Source organism: Candidatus Gullanella endobia (genome assembly GCF_900048035.1).
In the GTDB taxonomy this organism is placed as follows: domain Bacteria; phylum Pseudomonadota; class Gammaproteobacteria; order Enterobacterales; family Enterobacteriaceae; genus Gullanella; species Gullanella endobia.
On record NZ_LN999832.1, the window covers coordinates 45,067 to 60,647 of the forward strand.

The following is a 15,581-nucleotide window of genomic DNA, read 5'->3' on the forward strand; positions in this document are numbered from 1 at the left end:
TATTCTATCTCAAATATTCTCGACGTCGTTTATCATCAGTATATTAATAATGGTTATCACATTAAATAGGTAGTTTAATCGTTATATTTTAGTTATCAATATTGAGAATTATTTTTATATTCCTGGTAAAAATATTGATTTTCTATCAGAAAAAAATTTGACTTGATTGAACAAACAGAAAAATGTTCAAATCACTGTCGAATCATCCATGAAGCAATGTTAATACTATTTCTAAAATTCAAAATTATCCTAGACTTTAGATGTTAATTTTTTTGATATTATGTTTTAAGGATATATATTTTATTTCAAATTAGTTTTAAAAAAAGAAAGATAATAATAGGTAAAGATAGGTTTAAACATCACGAACTATTCCACTTTGTTATTAGTGGCTTTTATAGAGTATGTTATAAATAGTATTATAGTAGTAATAATTAACTTTTAAGTAACTGTAAAAGAAGATTTTTAGTAGTCAAAATCTATGTTGGAAAATATAGCAAATAATACATATACAATAACCTATAATCTGTTCATAATAGCATAACGAACGTTTGAACTAACTCGGATTTTAATTTGATGTTTATATATAGTTAATAAGTTAATAACTAACAACTACAGAAATGCCATTATATCTAATTTTATAGGGCTATCTCTATAAATAGAGATACCTATATTCGTAGACTATCAAAACTTCCATCAAAAATGGACACATGATAAAATTTATATATTGTATTATCAATTTTGTACTACCAGTAATTTTATTTAAAATAAAAACTTATTAGTTAATCATTATTTTTATTTAAGTATTATATAAGTAATGATACTAGTATTATTACTTACGGTATAAGCGTTAATTAAATCTATTGCTAAACTACCCGGTAGTATTGGAATATTTTCATTCTTTAAAAAGCGTTTTATGAAATTTTTAATTTAAATCTCGTCGCTTATTTTATAAGCATGGCGATGTTACTATCAACAAATTATCTTATTAATATCAAAAATATGGCAGAGAAACGTAATATTTTTCTTATTGGACCTATGGGTGCCGGTAAAGGGACTATTGGTCGTCAACTGGCTCAACAACTTAATATGGAATTTTTCGATTCTGATCAAGAAATTGAGCGACGTACTGGAGCTGATTTAGGCTGGGTGTTCGATGTGGAAGGTGAAGATGGCTTCCGCGATCGAGAAGAAAAAGTTATCAACGAACTAATTGAAAAACAAGGAATTGTGCTAGCTACTGGTGCTGGTTCCATCAAAGTGCGTGAAACACGTAATCGCCTCTCTGCTCGTGGTATAGTTGTTTATCTTGAAACTACCATTGAAAAACAGTTAGTTCGTATGCATCGCGATAAAAAACGTTCATTCTCGAAAGTGGAAGCTTTACCACGTGAAATTATTGAAACATTTTCTCACGAATGTAATCTTCTATACAAAGAAATAGCAGACATTTCTATCCGTACTGATGAACAAAGTACGAAAGTTATTATTAATAAAATTATTAATATGCTAGAAAGTATTTAATTTTTAAATTAATGAAATATCAAAACTTTATTAAGTTAACGTTCTATTCTATCAGTTCAATTATCCTGTTAAGAAAGAACATTACCCGCGTTTTATATTAATCTACATTAGCAGTTATTGATCTTGATAGAGCTTTATATTTATATCCAGTTTAATTGTTATGTAAGACATATTATTAATGTTTTTCAACCATCTTAAAGATGATTTTTAAATATTTTTAGCACTAGGGATTAAATATACATCTATCCTATTTATCATTAATGATAGGATAAAAGACGTAGCAGTTACTATAAAGTAGCAATATAGCTAGATATTTTTGAGTTTTTAGTTACATACATATAAAGCTTTTTATAAAACTCATATGGTTTATAGCAAATAACTATATATTAACTAAATAACAACAGCACTCTTCATACATCAGTTTAAATGGTGATAGTAATGTATCTATTAAAGATAGCTTCGTCTGAAGCAGACTCTATGCGATAGAGTAAATTGTTAAGATTTAATTCTATATTATAAATTCTTTAATTTTTTGTGTGCTAGCATTAAAAAATCTTTTTCAATAGAAAAAGTAATATAAATAAATTTAAATTAAAATAAACAAAATTGATAAAAGTTATTTTCATTTTCGATATTAGTAGAAATGCTTTGCTGTTCTAAGATAGTCATTGTTTGAATATCATTTAGATAATAAATGATAATAAATCTCTTATTTATTGCACAAGTAAGTGAATACGTATAGATATCTTCTATAAGAATTTAAAATTTCGATCTAATTAGTCATTATATTAATTATTTGTCAATAATATAGAATTACTTGTTAATATAACTAACATCTTATCACATCAGCAAAGTAATAAGTTAACAGTATAGCTCTCTAGAATCAATAGTCCCTATTACTCTTTAATATAGTAAGAGGAATTTAAAAAATAAAATATAAGTTATTACGTAAAAGTATTATTTGTTTTTATTACCTAGTTCGAAGTAATGTTAGTTTGATCATTTTTATCCTATAAGCTATTGCGAGTTACGGATTAATAGTACTTCATAGTTAGTAATATTTGACCTTTATACGAAACAAATAAATTAGCTATTATTAGATTTATTAGATCTGCTGTATTGATAATTTTTTATGCATATTGATATACATAATCTATTTTTGCTATTTTAGACATAGTATAATTAACTATTAATATATAAGCGAAAGTAACTTTTTATAAAATATTAGTCAAATTAAAAAATAATTAAGCATACCTAAAGATATATGCTATCACCTTATAAATATTAACTAATAGAATATTTTTTGATGTTTATTTGATTTTTTCTTAATATTAATTACTACTGATATATTCTCGTTAAGATCAATAATAATTTAATAAATCTATTAAATATCATTTAAATATCATTAAAGATTAAGAGAATAGTTTATCTGCGATACCAGAGATATTATTATCATTGATAATAATATCTCTTTAGGTGTATTACCTACTGCACAGCAAGTTTAATATCTGAACGGATATTCATCGACGCGAATTTCTATTTCCTTATTTAAATCAGGATTACTATAACGATTTTTTATCAATATAACTTAAAGAATAATTTAACGTTTTTAAGTCGAAATAGAAACTCTATTTCTAGAGTTATAATTTTTACTGATTTTCCAGTAAGACCAGTTGAGTAGTATTTTTTAAAAACTATTAATAAAACTTATTCTGAGCTATGCCGGATTCGATAGAATATTGTGATTTATCTTACATATCGATTTCAGTTGCTATAAACTTTAGAGCATATTATATCAACGATATTAACTTAATTAAGCAGAAAAAAGCTAACACGTATCGCCAAACAACTAGCTAATTAAAACTAGATACTAGTACTAATTTCTAATCATAGTTAATACTAAACTGATTCGGAAACAGTATAGCGATATATTTTTACATCATTTTAATAATAAGTCGAAATATCAATAGTAATATTTTTAGAAGAAGCAATGTGAATTAACTACTAGGATTATATCTCTGAGCAAGGCTCTTACCTCGCCGTAGATTAACAGTAACTTATAGGAAACATAAATGAAAAACTATTTAATGGCTCCTTCTATTCTTTCTGCAAATTTTGCTAGCTTAGGTGAAGAAACTGCTCGTGTAATCTCAGCTGGCGCGAATATAGTGCATTTTGATGTAATGGATAATCATTATGTCCCTAATCTTACGATGGGACCAATAGTACTTAAAGCATTACGTCGCTATGGAATTACTGTACCTATTGATGTACACTTGATGGCAAAGCCAGTTGATCGATTAATTCTAGATTTTTCTGATGCTGGTGCTAGTTACATTACTTTCCATCCAGAAGCATCAGATCATATTGACCGTTCATTGCAGCTCATCAAAGACAATGGCTGTAAAGCTGGACTTGTTTTCAATCCTGCTACATCACTAAACTATCTTGAGTATGTTATGAATAAACTTGATGTCATTTTATTGATGTCAGTTAATCCCTGTTTTAGTGGTCAATCTTTCCTATCTTCGACTTTCGAAAAATTGCGCCAAGCCCGCCAAATTATTGATCGTAGTGGAAGAAATATTCGGCTTGCAGTAGACGGTGGTATAAAAATAGATAATATTGCTGCTGTTGCTTCAGCAGGTGCTGATATGTTCGTTATTGGTTCTGCTATATTTAGTCAGCCAGATTATCGAATAGTTATCAATGCTATGCGTCAAGCATTGATAAGAGTGATGTGAAATGTCTAAATAAAACATATTTATAATATTATATTTGACCTTGATACTACTTTATCGATAGTACTCCGATTTTATACTGAAATTTAATGCTTTATTAAAAATAAACGCTATTCGTTTGTATTTTAATGAATAAATATTATATCTAGATAGTAGTATCGAGTAATGTATATTTTAAGATTATGGATATATAATTAGTTAGCTAGTTAGCATTTTAAAATTTACTGATTAGAGATAATAACCAATATACTTATTACACTTTTTATTACACTGTTACTTATCAGTGTCAGACAATATAATTGCTGAAATAATCTATGTTTATCATCACTATGATTAAATAATTATGCTAAATATCCAAATTTTATTTTTAAACTATTTTTCGAGTTTTTCTAGTGTTTTAGACTGTTATTTTTTATTAATCGGGACCATTTAAAAATGAGTAAATCTATTGTATTTAGTGGCATACAACCTTCAGGAGAACTGACTATTGGAAACTATATAGGTGCACTGCGTCAGTGGGTTAATATGCAAGATAAGTATGATTGTATTTATTGTATCGTAGATCTACATACTATCACAGCTCGCCATGATACTAAGAAGCTGCGTAAAGCAATACTAGATCTTCTTGTACTGTATCTAGCCTGTGGTATAGATCCAACTAAAAGTACAATTTTCATTCAGTCGCATGTATCTGAACATAGTCAACTAAGTTGGTTACTCAATTGTTACACTTATCTCGGTGAACTAAGTCGCATGACTCAATTCAAGAACAAATCAGTCCGTTATGCTAAAAATATCAATATTGGACTATTTAATTATCCAGTGCTTATGGCAGCAGATATTCTGCTTTATCAAACTAATAAAGTTCCAGTTGGGGAAGATCAAAAACAACATGTAGAATTGAGCCGTGATATCGCTAAACGATTTAATGCGCTGTATGGAGAAATTTTTACTATTCCTGAACCACTTATTCCTAAATTTGGTGCACGCATTATGTCATTATTAGATCCATTAAAAAAGATGTCAAAATCTGATAATAATCGTAATAATATTATAACTCTTTTAGAAGATAATAAGTCTATCGTTAATAAGCTTAAACGAGCAGTAACTGACTCTGACAAACCACCAGTAGTACGATATGATCCTATAACTAAACCTGGAGTTTCTAACTTACTAGACATTTTATCTAGTATAACCAGTACTCCAATAGTGGAATTGGAAAAAATATTTTCCGGAAAAATGTACGGTCATCTTAAAGCAGCAGTAGCTGATACATTATCGGATACGCTAGCGACATTACAGGCTCGTTACCATGCTCTGCGCGACGATGAAACCTATCTAACTCAAGTACTGTGTGACGGAGCAGAAAAAGCTCAAGCTCATGCTAATATTACTTTATCGAAAGTCTATGAAGCCGTTGGTTTTATAGCTAAATCTAGAGCTATTGCCACTCCTATTTGCTCTAAGTAAATTTCATTATAATCGAGTTAATAGTACTTTATTTAATTTTTTCTCGTTTTACCTCCATGATTTACATTACTAGTCTATTAATAATATCTTTAATTATTTTATCGAAAAAGTTTATATCAAATTTTTAAAATAAAAGAACTATTTGCTATATTTTATTAAATAAAAATCATCAGAAAAACAATAAAGATATATTGTCGTCTAGAATAGACTATTAATACTATTATTTATCAAACCTAAAATCCATCTGGATACTGAAAAAAATTGAAAGAAATCAATTTATAATGAATTCGGTGTATTATTTAATTTAATAGAATTTCCTATTTTACAAAACAACAAGTGAAAATGACTTATGAAAATATTGAAATCTATGTGTACAAGACGTCTAAGTATTAGATTAAATAATATCCAAAAATAAGTAACTATGCTATGTAGATAGCTCCTAATTGAATTATGCAATTTTTCCATGAATATAGTGCTAAACTTTATAACATACTGATATAACTGATAAATTTATTATTATGGTCTGCTAATTCTTTTAATTTAATATAGATATCTAATGCTCTTATTGCGTTACTAGCTTTATTCTCTCATCATATAATAATTATGTGATTTTAATGATAATAGTAATTACTAGTATCTCTACTGCACTGTTAATATTATCTCAAGTGCCATCTATCTACCTCTTATCGAGAAATTTAAAATTTAACTTTCAACTGTTTAATTTTGATTTATAAATAATTTTGCTCTATAGTATTACATCTATAAAGAACGGCTGAGATTTACATGTTACTAACAGATAGTATACATAGTCTATGTACTGTTAATGTATATCGAATTTAGTCCATGTATTTTTGATAACAAATTAGACTACTAAAAACTGATATATTTATAGGTTAAGAAATCTAATCATAGAGGTTTAGTTATTTATATTAAAATCTTTATTAGTAAGAAAAAATTTTTATTGTATTTTCATCTAACCTAATTCTATTTTTTCTAGTGCTAATTTTAGTTTCGCTGTAATACATTCTTTAGCAGACTACCTTATAGTAAGCCATATAAAGTATTTTTAATCTCTACAATTTTTTAGAAAAATAAATTATTATTTATAGCGATAGATGGTTTAAAGTAGTAGATAGATCCGTTTATGTATCATATAATTTTAATTTTTTATTTTTGCTGGATTCAAATAGTTAACAGGTTTTATTAAATATAAATAAAATCATGGACAGATAATTAATGCAAATACTAGAGGTATATTCTATTGTTATAGAAATCGTGCCCTCTGCTATGTTAGTTATTCTCTATAAGAGATATAGAGTCTATAAAAACTCTCATGACTATTAATACGTTTTAAAAACTAGCTAATTAATATGTTAAAAAACAATATTCTATTAATATAGAATAATTATAGAATAATTCCAATCGAAGTTAATCAAACATAGCTAAGCTTAATTTATTAAATTGAGTTATCACTGTAACTAGTGATAACCTTTTCTACCATCAATCATAGATTGATAAAACTATTTTAGTGTAGTCAAGAGAATTAGATAGAGTTATTTATACCTATCAGAGTGATGAGTTAGATTCATTTAGTATATTAATAGAGTTTCTTTACTATTTAAACTTAATCATTTTTAAATGACTTTAAAAATAGGAAATATTAAATATTTTATCACCAATACTACCTATCTAATTTGGTATAGCAGTACTGTATTTACAGTATAAGAGTAATTCTAGTTAAATAACTTAGATAAGTATATCTACATCTAATGACAGGATAATAATCTGATCGATATAATAAGAACAAGTAATATTATTAATTTTCAGTTTAAATATACATAGACTCAATTTTGATTATAACAAATACAAAATTGGATTCAAATGGCAGATAGAGAACATAAAACAGCAAAAGAGTAGGTAATAGATTTAGTGAACCGTATTGAAGTTAGATAGATAAAACTTAACCTTTTATATAAAAATTATCACTTCTAGAATAATTTACTTAGTAGTAGATGGATATTTTTGTTTATTTTTTAATGCAAATATTAATTGATTATTTAGATATTACATCTTTGTATACTATTATTTAATTTAGTTTTAAATTTTAAAATTTATAGAATAAAAACTATTTTTATCTCTTCCTAGATGTTATCTCATCTTGCTCCACTTTTAATATTCATCAAAAAAATAAAAACATCGAGTTATTCATATTTTATAGTTGCTTAATTTGAGCAAACCCAGTTAGATTCTGGTTTATTTTATTCAAATTTCATACTACAAGTCATTATAAAGTATATAATATCAAAGTAACCATAATATAATTATATTATAAGAAATTTTTTAAAATAAAAATTCATTAATCAATATAGCGATTGCATTACATTTATATCTATAACTATAGTATTTACCTGATATTGATCCTAGAGAATTTCTTACTTAGGAAAATAAAGATTTATGAAATTATTAATTAAAATCTTACTACTAGTTTATGCTATGAAATTTTTATTTAATATAAACAACATACTAGCTGTCGATACAGCACTTAGTACTACTTTATCGACAATTAAATTTAAAAATAAAAAAGATCAAGCTTCTTATGCTATAGGCGTTTCTTTAGGGCGTTATGTAAATAATTCGCTAAAAGAGCAAGAAAAATTAGGTATTAAACTAAACAAAGATCAGCTGATTTCCGGTATTCAAGATACTTGTGCTAACAAAATTAAATTATCCAATCAAGAAATTAAAATAATATTACAAAGCTTTGAAGCGCGCGTGAAGAGCGCTGCTCAAACAAAAATAGAGAAAGAAGCTAAAGAGAATGCTATTAAGGGCGATAAATATCGAGCTGATTACAGCAAAGAAAAAGGTGTAAAAAAAACTTTAAACGGTATCTTATATAAAATAAACAAAACCGGTACTGGCAATATGCCAACTGATAGTGATACTGTTGTGGTAAACTACAAAGGTACTTTTGTCGATGAAACAGAATTTGATAATTCTTACAAGCGTGGTGAACCGCTATTTATTCGTCTAGATAGCGTTATCCCTGGTTGGACTGAAGGGCTTAAACAGATTAAGAAAGGTGGAAAAATTCAGTTAGTTATTCCACCAGAACAAGCTTACGGAAAAGCCGGTGTTCCAGATGCTGGAATTCCAGCAAATTCAACGTTAGTATTTGATGTAGAACTACTAGATATCAGACCAATTATAACCGAACCGGAGAATATGAATGCAGATAAATAAAATAAATGATAAACATAAATAATTTTATTCTAAATAGATCTTTGTTGATTTATGCTTTTAAGTATATTTATAAAATAACTTTTACGTACTATTACTATAAGTGTTTTTTATTTATAGTAAACTTGTGCTTAAATTTAAAGTATAAGGCAAGTGATGTTACCATCAAATAGCAAAAATTATATTAAACAAAAGAATAGCATTCTACTAAATTTAATTAATTAAAATCCAAGTAGCAGAGTTATAACAAAAATATAATTAATATTGCTTAAACAGATTTACAACTGTTATTGTTATTTCTATATTTCTACAATCCTTTTATTTATTCTGACATTAGCGAATTAGATTTATTAAAAACATTAATATAAAGCTATAGCTTATAAAATATTTGTCTGTTATAATAACTTTTAGATGGTTATATTTATAGTTAGTTAATCTTAAAAAGATTGACTTTTACTTTGAAAAAACTTATTATAATTCAATAATTTTATTATTGATAATAATAAATACTGATCGTGTAATTAAATCACCAATATTAAATTTTTTCCACTAAAATATGCCATATGTTATATTTTAAATATAACAGTAGTGTTTCTCGCTTCTACTTTTTATTTTAACCGAAAATTACGCTCTAATATTGCTCAATGCTCAATATTACATTCATGCTCGTAAAGAGCGAATAACAGGACTACTAGATTATTGTTTATATTAGCTTTTATTAAGCTGAATAATAAATAATATTATTAGTGTATTAACTTTGCTTTTTTATTATTCAAAGAGCAAGATACTGAAATTTATGACTAAGAAAAATCAAAATTGATTACAAGATGTTCAGAAATATTAAAAATAGCTAGATTATATTCGATGTTTATAAAAACATATTGATATCAATAATATCATTAACTCAGGTTTATGGATAAGTAAGTTTAATACTTCTAATTACATGGTTTATTTTATATCAATTAGTTTAAAAATAGCAATTTTGTGAGATAAGAGCTATGAGCTTATACTACTGCTTGATGGTTACAGGCCCAGCCTATGGAAATCAGCGCGCTAGCAGCGCATTACAGTTCGCCCAAGCATTGTTGTCATATTCTCATTATCTCAGCACAGTCTTTTTTTATCAGGACGGTGTATATAATGCTAATCGCTTGAGCACACCTGCCAGTGATGAAGTAGATTTAGTACGCGCTTGGCAAGATTTGTCGAAAAAGTATCAAGTTAATTTACATGTTTGTGTTGCCGCTGCCCTTCGTCGTGGTGTAATAGATACTTATCAGGCATCTTTACTTCATCAGAACGGAGAAAACCTTCAAACAGGTTTTGAGCTTAGTAGTCTAGGGCAACTAGCACAAGCGGCGATTGTTTGCGATCGCTTTATCCAATTCTAAAATGTTTATGAATCGTATCGCATTTATTTTTACGCACGGTCCACATGGCGAATCTGCTGGACGTGAAGGACTTGATGCATTGCTAACAACTTCAGCAATGACGGAAGATATTGGTGTTTTTTTTATTGCTGATGGTGTATTGCTGTTGTTACCAAAACAACAGGCAGATAAAATATTAGCACGGAACTTCGTCGTTACTTTTAACGTACTCTCGCTGTATAATGTAAATAGATTTTATCTCTGCGCCGAATCAGCAAAAGAGCGAGGTATGGATTCCGACACTGTCTTAGTATTGAATGTCGAATGGTTATCGGCAAAAGATTGGCGCCAACGTTTGAATACCTATGATGCTGTGATGATGTTTTAAAACTGGATTCACTAATAATGCTATATACCATAAGTCGTTCTCCATATGCCTTTGATCTATTAGCGTTTCTGCGCATCGTTCAACCTAGTGATGAACTGCTGCTTCTATCCGATGGTGTTATCGCTGGTTTAAATGGTTCATTATTTGAAAATATGCTTAGTGCTTCTTCTTTAGTACTTTATGCTCTGGAAAATGATATTATCGCCCGTGGTTTGTTTGATTATTTTTCAAATAATATTGCGATAATCAGTTATAATGATTTCATTAGGCTAACCGAAAAACATATACAACATATGGCGTGGTAAATAAGGATAAGCTGTGTATTACTTGACACTTTTACCTAGCGATCATAAAATTTCCTATATTATTACTTTCTCCTAGAGGCATTATAAAATGATTAATTATGTTTTTACAAAAACTCAGGAGTTTTGTTAAATGGCAACAATTAACCAATTAGTAAACAAACCACGCTCTATAAAAATTGTGAAGAGTAACGTTCCTGCGTTGAATGCTTGCCCGCAGAAACGTGGCGTATGTACCCGAGTATATACAACCACTCCAAAAAAACCAAACTCCGCACTGCGCAAAGTGTGTCGTGTTCGTTTAACTAACGGACTTGAAGTTACTTCCTATATTGGTGGTGAAGGTCATAATTTGCAAGAGCATTCTCTTATACTAATTCGTGGTGGTCGTGTAAAAGATCTACCGGGTGTACGCTATCATACCATTCGTGGTGCACTTGATTGCTCTGGCGTTAAAGACCGAAAGCAGAGCCGATCAAAGTATGGTATGAAAAACCAAAAAGCGTAAACGCTTCTCTAATTAAAAATTAGTAAACATGTTTTATTAACTTTATCAAAAACTTAATAAGTTTTTGATAATTCTAAATTAAAAACGGAGTATTTTATGCCACGTCGTCGCATTATTGGTCAACGTAAAATCCTGCCAGATCCGAAATTCGGATCTGAGCTTTTGGCTAAGTTTATGAATATTCTGATGGTAGATGGAAAGAAATCAATAGCAGAATCAATAGCTTATACTGCAATAGAGATATTAGTTCATCGTTCTGGTAAAAGTCATTTAGAAGCTTTTGAAATAGCCCTAGACAACGTTCGTCCAACTGTTGAAGTTAAATCACGACGTGTCGGTGGTTCTACTTATCAAGTACCAGTAGAAGTCCGTCAGGTTCGTCGAAATACTTTAGCAATGCGTTGGATTGTTGAAGCTGCTCGCAAACGTAATGATAAATCTATGGCTCTTCGCTTAGCAAATGAACTTTCTGATGCAGTGGAAAATAAAGGTACTGCTGTGAAGAAACGTGAAGAAATTCACCGTATGGCAGATGCCAACAAAGCGTTCGCTCACTATCGCTGGTAATATACTACAGTAGCACTACCAATCTGCTTATTAGATACTTATCAAGTATCTAATAAGCAGATATTGTAAAAGAACGCTACAGTAATTGAGGATATAAATGGCTCGTATAACACCTATCGCACGCTATCGTAACATCGGTATTAGTGCACATATTGACGCGGGTAAAACTACCACAACTGAACGTATTCTATTCTATACAGGCGTTAACCACAAGATTGGTGAAGTCCATAATGGTGCTGCCACTATGGATTGGATGATACAAGAGCAAGAACGTGGTATAACTATCACTTCTGCTGCAACCACCTGTTTTTGGTCCGGTATGGCTAAACAGTTTGATTCACATCGTATCAATATCATTGATACCCCAGGTCATGTTGATTTTACAATTGAAGTAGAACGTTCTATGCGTGTGCTTGATGGTGCCGTAATGATTTATTGTGCAGTTGGTGGTGTACAACCACAATCTGAGACCGTCTGGCGTCAAGCAAATAAATACAAAGTACCACGTATTGCCTTCATTAATAAAATGGATCGCGTTGGCGCTAACTACCTACGCGTAGTTGAACAGCTAAAAACTCGTTTAGCTGCTAATCCAGTACCAATTCAGCTAGCTATTGGTGCAGAAGAAAAATTTACTGGCGTTGTTGATCTGATAAAGATGAAAGCAATTAATTGGAGTGAAGCAGATCAAGGTCTAACCTTTACTTATGAAAATATCCCTACTAATTTAGTTGAATTAGCTAATAAATGGCACCAACATCTAGTAGAATCTGCAGCTGAAGCATCTGAAAGATTAATGGATAAATATCTTAGCGGCGAAAAATTAAGTGAAGAAGAGATCAAATACGGTTTACGTCAATGCGTTTTGAAAAACGAAGTGATTTTAGTTACCTGTGGTTCTGCCTTTAAGAACAAAGGCGTACAAGCTATGTTAGATGCAATCATCGAATACCTGCCAGCTCCAACTGATGTTGCTGCTATTAACGGTGTACTTAAAGATGGTAAAACTTATGCTAAACGTTATTGTAATGATGAAGCACCATTCTCAGCACTAGCATTTAAAATTGCGACTGATCCATTTGTTGGAAATCTGACTTTCTTCCGCGTTTACTCTGGTGTTATTAATTCAGGTGATACTGTACTAAACTCAGTAAAAGATAGATACGAACGTTTCGGTCGTATCGTACAAATGCATGCTAATAAACGCGAAGAAATTAAAGAGGTACGTGCTGGTGATATTGCGGCAGTCATTGGTTTAAAAAATGTAACTACTGGAGATACTCTATGTGATACCTCTATGCCAATCATACTTGAACGTATGGAATTCCCAGAGCCGGTTATTTGTGTTGCTTTAGAACCGAAAACTAAAGCTGATCAAGAAAAAATGGGTCTAGCACTAGGTCGTCTAGCGCAAGAAGATCCTTCTTTTCGCGTTTGGATTGATGAAGAGTCTGGTCAGACTATCATTGCTGGTATGGGTGAGCTTCACCTTGAAATTCTTGTCGACCGTATGAATCGCGAATTTAATATAGAAGCTAATGTCGGTAAGCCGCAGGTAGCCTACCGAGAAACAATTCGCTCTATTGTTAAACAAGAAGGCAAATTTATTCGTCAATCTGGTGGTCGTGGACAGTTCGGTCACGTTTGGTTACGTATTGAACCAATAGAGCCTGGTGGTAAAGGCTATGAATTTTTAAACGAAATCGTTGGTGGTGTAATACCGAAAGAGTATATTCCAGCAGTAGATAAAGGTATTCAGGAACAGCTGAAAAGTGGTGTTCTAGCTGGTTACCCAGTCGTAGATGTTCGTGTTGCTGTTTTTGATGGGTCTTACCACGAAGTGGATTCTTCTGAAATGGCATTTAAAATCGCCGGATCTATGGCCTTTAAAGAAGGTTGCATCAAGGCAAAACCAGTTTTATTAGAACCTATAATGCAGGTTGAAGTTGAAACACCTGAAGATTATATGGGTGATGTAATTGGTGATTTAAACCGTCGTCGAGGTATAATTGATGGCATGGAAGATAGCACAACTAGCAAAATTATTCGTGCTCAGGTTCCTTTATCTGAGATGTTTGGTTATGCCACCGATCTACGTTCACAAACTCAAGGCCGTGCTTTTTATTCTATGGAATTCTTGAAGTATAATGAAGCACCGAACAGTATTGCTCAAGCCATTATTAAAACTCGAAAAACTAAATAAACTTTAAGGTTTATGATTAAAATCTCATATTTTATCTATTAATGACAGCATAAAATTAAGGAAAATAACGATGTCTAAAGAAAAGTTTCAACGCACTAAGTTACATATTAATGTTGGTACTATCGGTCACGTTGATCATGGCAAAACAACTCTGACCGCCGCTATTACCACTGTTCTAGCCAAAATTTATGGTGGTAATGCACGTGCATTCGATCAGATCGACAACGCTCCAGAGGAAAAGGCCCGTGGTATCACCATTAATACGTCACACGTTGAATACGATACTTCAAAACGACATTATGCGCATGTAGATTGTCCAGGACACGCTGATTATGTGAAAAATATGATCACCGGTGCAGCACAGATGGATGGTGCTATTCTCGTTGTAGCCGCTACCGACGGTCCTATGCCACAAACTCGTGAGCATATTCTATTAGGTCGTCAGGTTGGCGTACCATACATTATTGTTTTCATGAACAAATGTGATATGGTTGATGATGAGGAGCTACTAGAATTGGTTGAAATAGAAGTACGCGAACTACTATCGCAATATGATTTCCCTGGCGATGATACACCTATTATACGTGGTTCAGCGCTAAAAGCACTAGAAGGCGATGAAGTTTGGACTAATAAAATCATCGAACTAGCAGAGGCTCTAGATAGTTACATCCCAGAACCGAAACGTGCTATTGACAAACCATTTCTATTGCCGATCGAAGATGTGTTTTCTATCTCTGGCCGAGGTACCGTAGTCACCGGTCGTGTAGAACGTGGTGTTATTAAAGTGGGTGAGGAAGTAGAAATTATCGGCATTAAAGATACTGTTAAGACTATCTGTACCGGTGTTGAAATGTTTCGTAAACTGTTAGACGAAGGTCGTGCTGGCGAAAACGTAGGCATTCTGTTACGCGGCATTAAGCGTGACGATGTTGAGCGTGGTCAGGTTCTGGCTAAGCCTGGCTCGATCAAGCCGCATACCCAGTTTGAATCAGAAGTTTATATTCTAACCAAAGAAGAAGGTGGTCGTCACACACCCTTTTTTAAGGGTTACCGTCCACAATTCTATTTCCGTACAACTGATGTAACTGGTACTATCGAATTACCAAAAGATATTGAAATGGTTATGCCTGGTGACAATATAAAAATGGTTATTAACTTAATTTCCCCGATCGCTATGGACGATGGCCTCCGTTTCGCTATTCGAGAAGGTGGTCGCACTATTGGCGCTGGAGTTGTTACTAAAGTTATCGCTTAAATCGATAAATTTTGAT

General features: G+C 30.9%; 11 protein-coding genes. All 11 read left to right on the top strand.

What is annotated here, in order from left to right; genetic code table 11:
• Window positions 1-999 precede the first annotated feature (999 nt).
• The 11 genes from aroK (at window position 1,000) to tuf (ending at window position 15,565) form a co-directional block, all read left to right on the top strand.
• Complete coding sequence (aroK, locus tag FVIR_RS00130; RefSeq protein WP_067498609.1) at window positions 1,000-1,521, top strand: shikimate kinase AroK; 522 nt, start codon at window positions 1,000-1,002, stop codon at window positions 1,519-1,521.
• A gap of 2,072 nt (window positions 1,522-3,593) precedes the next feature.
• Window positions 3,594-4,265 carry a ribulose-phosphate 3-epimerase gene (gene rpe, locus FVIR_RS00135; RefSeq protein ID WP_067497365.1) on the top strand — a complete coding sequence of 224 codons (672 nt, stop codon included), beginning with the start codon at window positions 3,594-3,596 and terminating at the stop codon, window positions 4,263-4,265.
• A gap of 432 nt (window positions 4,266-4,697) precedes the next feature.
• Complete coding sequence (gene trpS, locus FVIR_RS00140; RefSeq protein WP_067497368.1) at window positions 4,698-5,732, top strand: tryptophan--tRNA ligase; 1,035 nt, start codon at window positions 4,698-4,700, stop codon at window positions 5,730-5,732.
• Between the two features lie 2,454 nt (window positions 5,733-8,186).
• Window positions 8,187-8,975 (top strand): FKBP-type peptidyl-prolyl cis-trans isomerase, encoded by a 789-nt coding sequence (fkpA, locus tag FVIR_RS00145; protein ID WP_067497371.1) that lies wholly within the window; start codon window positions 8,187-8,189, stop codon window positions 8,973-8,975.
• 995 nt (window positions 8,976-9,970) lie between these two features.
• The gene (gene tusD / locus FVIR_RS00150; RefSeq protein ID WP_067497374.1) at window positions 9,971-10,363 is read left to right on the top strand and encodes a sulfurtransferase complex subunit TusD; all 393 of its coding nucleotides are present in this window, start codon (window positions 9,971-9,973) and stop codon (window positions 10,361-10,363) included.
• A 1-nt stretch (window position 10,364) separates the two neighbouring features.
• Window positions 10,365-10,730: a sulfurtransferase complex subunit TusC gene (gene tusC, locus FVIR_RS00155; protein WP_173636979.1), complete on the top strand. Its 366-nt coding sequence runs from the start codon at window positions 10,365-10,367 to the stop codon at window positions 10,728-10,730.
• A gap of 17 nt (window positions 10,731-10,747) precedes the next feature.
• Complete coding sequence (gene tusB / locus FVIR_RS00160; RefSeq protein ID WP_067497377.1) at window positions 10,748-11,035, top strand: sulfurtransferase complex subunit TusB; 288 nt, start codon at window positions 10,748-10,750, stop codon at window positions 11,033-11,035.
• A gap of 130 nt (window positions 11,036-11,165) precedes the next feature.
• Window positions 11,166-11,540 carry a 30S ribosomal protein S12 gene (gene rpsL / locus FVIR_RS00165; RefSeq protein ID WP_067497380.1) on the top strand — a complete coding sequence of 125 codons (375 nt, stop codon included), beginning with the start codon at window positions 11,166-11,168 and terminating at the stop codon, window positions 11,538-11,540.
• 96 nt (window positions 11,541-11,636) lie between these two features.
• Window positions 11,637-12,107 (top strand): 30S ribosomal protein S7, encoded by a 471-nt coding sequence (rpsG, locus tag FVIR_RS00170; protein ID WP_067497383.1) that lies wholly within the window; start codon window positions 11,637-11,639, stop codon window positions 12,105-12,107.
• A gap of 97 nt (window positions 12,108-12,204) precedes the next feature.
• Window positions 12,205-14,310 carry an elongation factor G gene (fusA, locus tag FVIR_RS00175; RefSeq protein WP_067497386.1) on the top strand — a complete coding sequence of 702 codons (2,106 nt, stop codon included), beginning with the start codon at window positions 12,205-12,207 and terminating at the stop codon, window positions 14,308-14,310.
• A gap of 70 nt (window positions 14,311-14,380) precedes the next feature.
• Window positions 14,381-15,565, top strand: coding sequence for an elongation factor Tu (gene tuf / locus FVIR_RS00180; protein ID WP_067497389.1), 1,185 nt, complete (start codon window positions 14,381-14,383; stop codon window positions 15,563-15,565).
• Window positions 15,566-15,581 lie beyond the last annotated feature (16 nt).

Coding starts and splice junctions, on each gene's coding strand:
- aroK (WP_067498609.1), top strand. CDS start 1,000: ATGGCAGAGAAACGTAATATTTTTCTTATTGGACCTATGGGTGCCGGT.
- rpe (WP_067497365.1), top strand. CDS start 3,594: ATGAAAAACTATTTAATGGCTCCTTCTATTCTTTCTGCAAATTTTGCT.
- trpS (WP_067497368.1), top strand. CDS start 4,698: ATGAGTAAATCTATTGTATTTAGTGGCATACAACCTTCAGGAGAACTG.
- fkpA (WP_067497371.1), top strand. CDS start 8,187: ATGAAATTATTAATTAAAATCTTACTACTAGTTTATGCTATGAAATTT.
- tusD (WP_067497374.1), top strand. CDS start 9,971: ATGAGCTTATACTACTGCTTGATGGTTACAGGCCCAGCCTATGGAAAT.
- tusC (WP_173636979.1), top strand. CDS start 10,365: ATGTTTATGAATCGTATCGCATTTATTTTTACGCACGGTCCACATGGC.
- tusB (WP_067497377.1), top strand. CDS start 10,748: ATGCTATATACCATAAGTCGTTCTCCATATGCCTTTGATCTATTAGCG.
- rpsL (WP_067497380.1), top strand. CDS start 11,166: ATGGCAACAATTAACCAATTAGTAAACAAACCACGCTCTATAAAAATT.
- rpsG (WP_067497383.1), top strand. CDS start 11,637: ATGCCACGTCGTCGCATTATTGGTCAACGTAAAATCCTGCCAGATCCG.
- fusA (WP_067497386.1), top strand. CDS start 12,205: ATGGCTCGTATAACACCTATCGCACGCTATCGTAACATCGGTATTAGT.
- tuf (WP_067497389.1), top strand. CDS start 14,381: ATGTCTAAAGAAAAGTTTCAACGCACTAAGTTACATATTAATGTTGGT.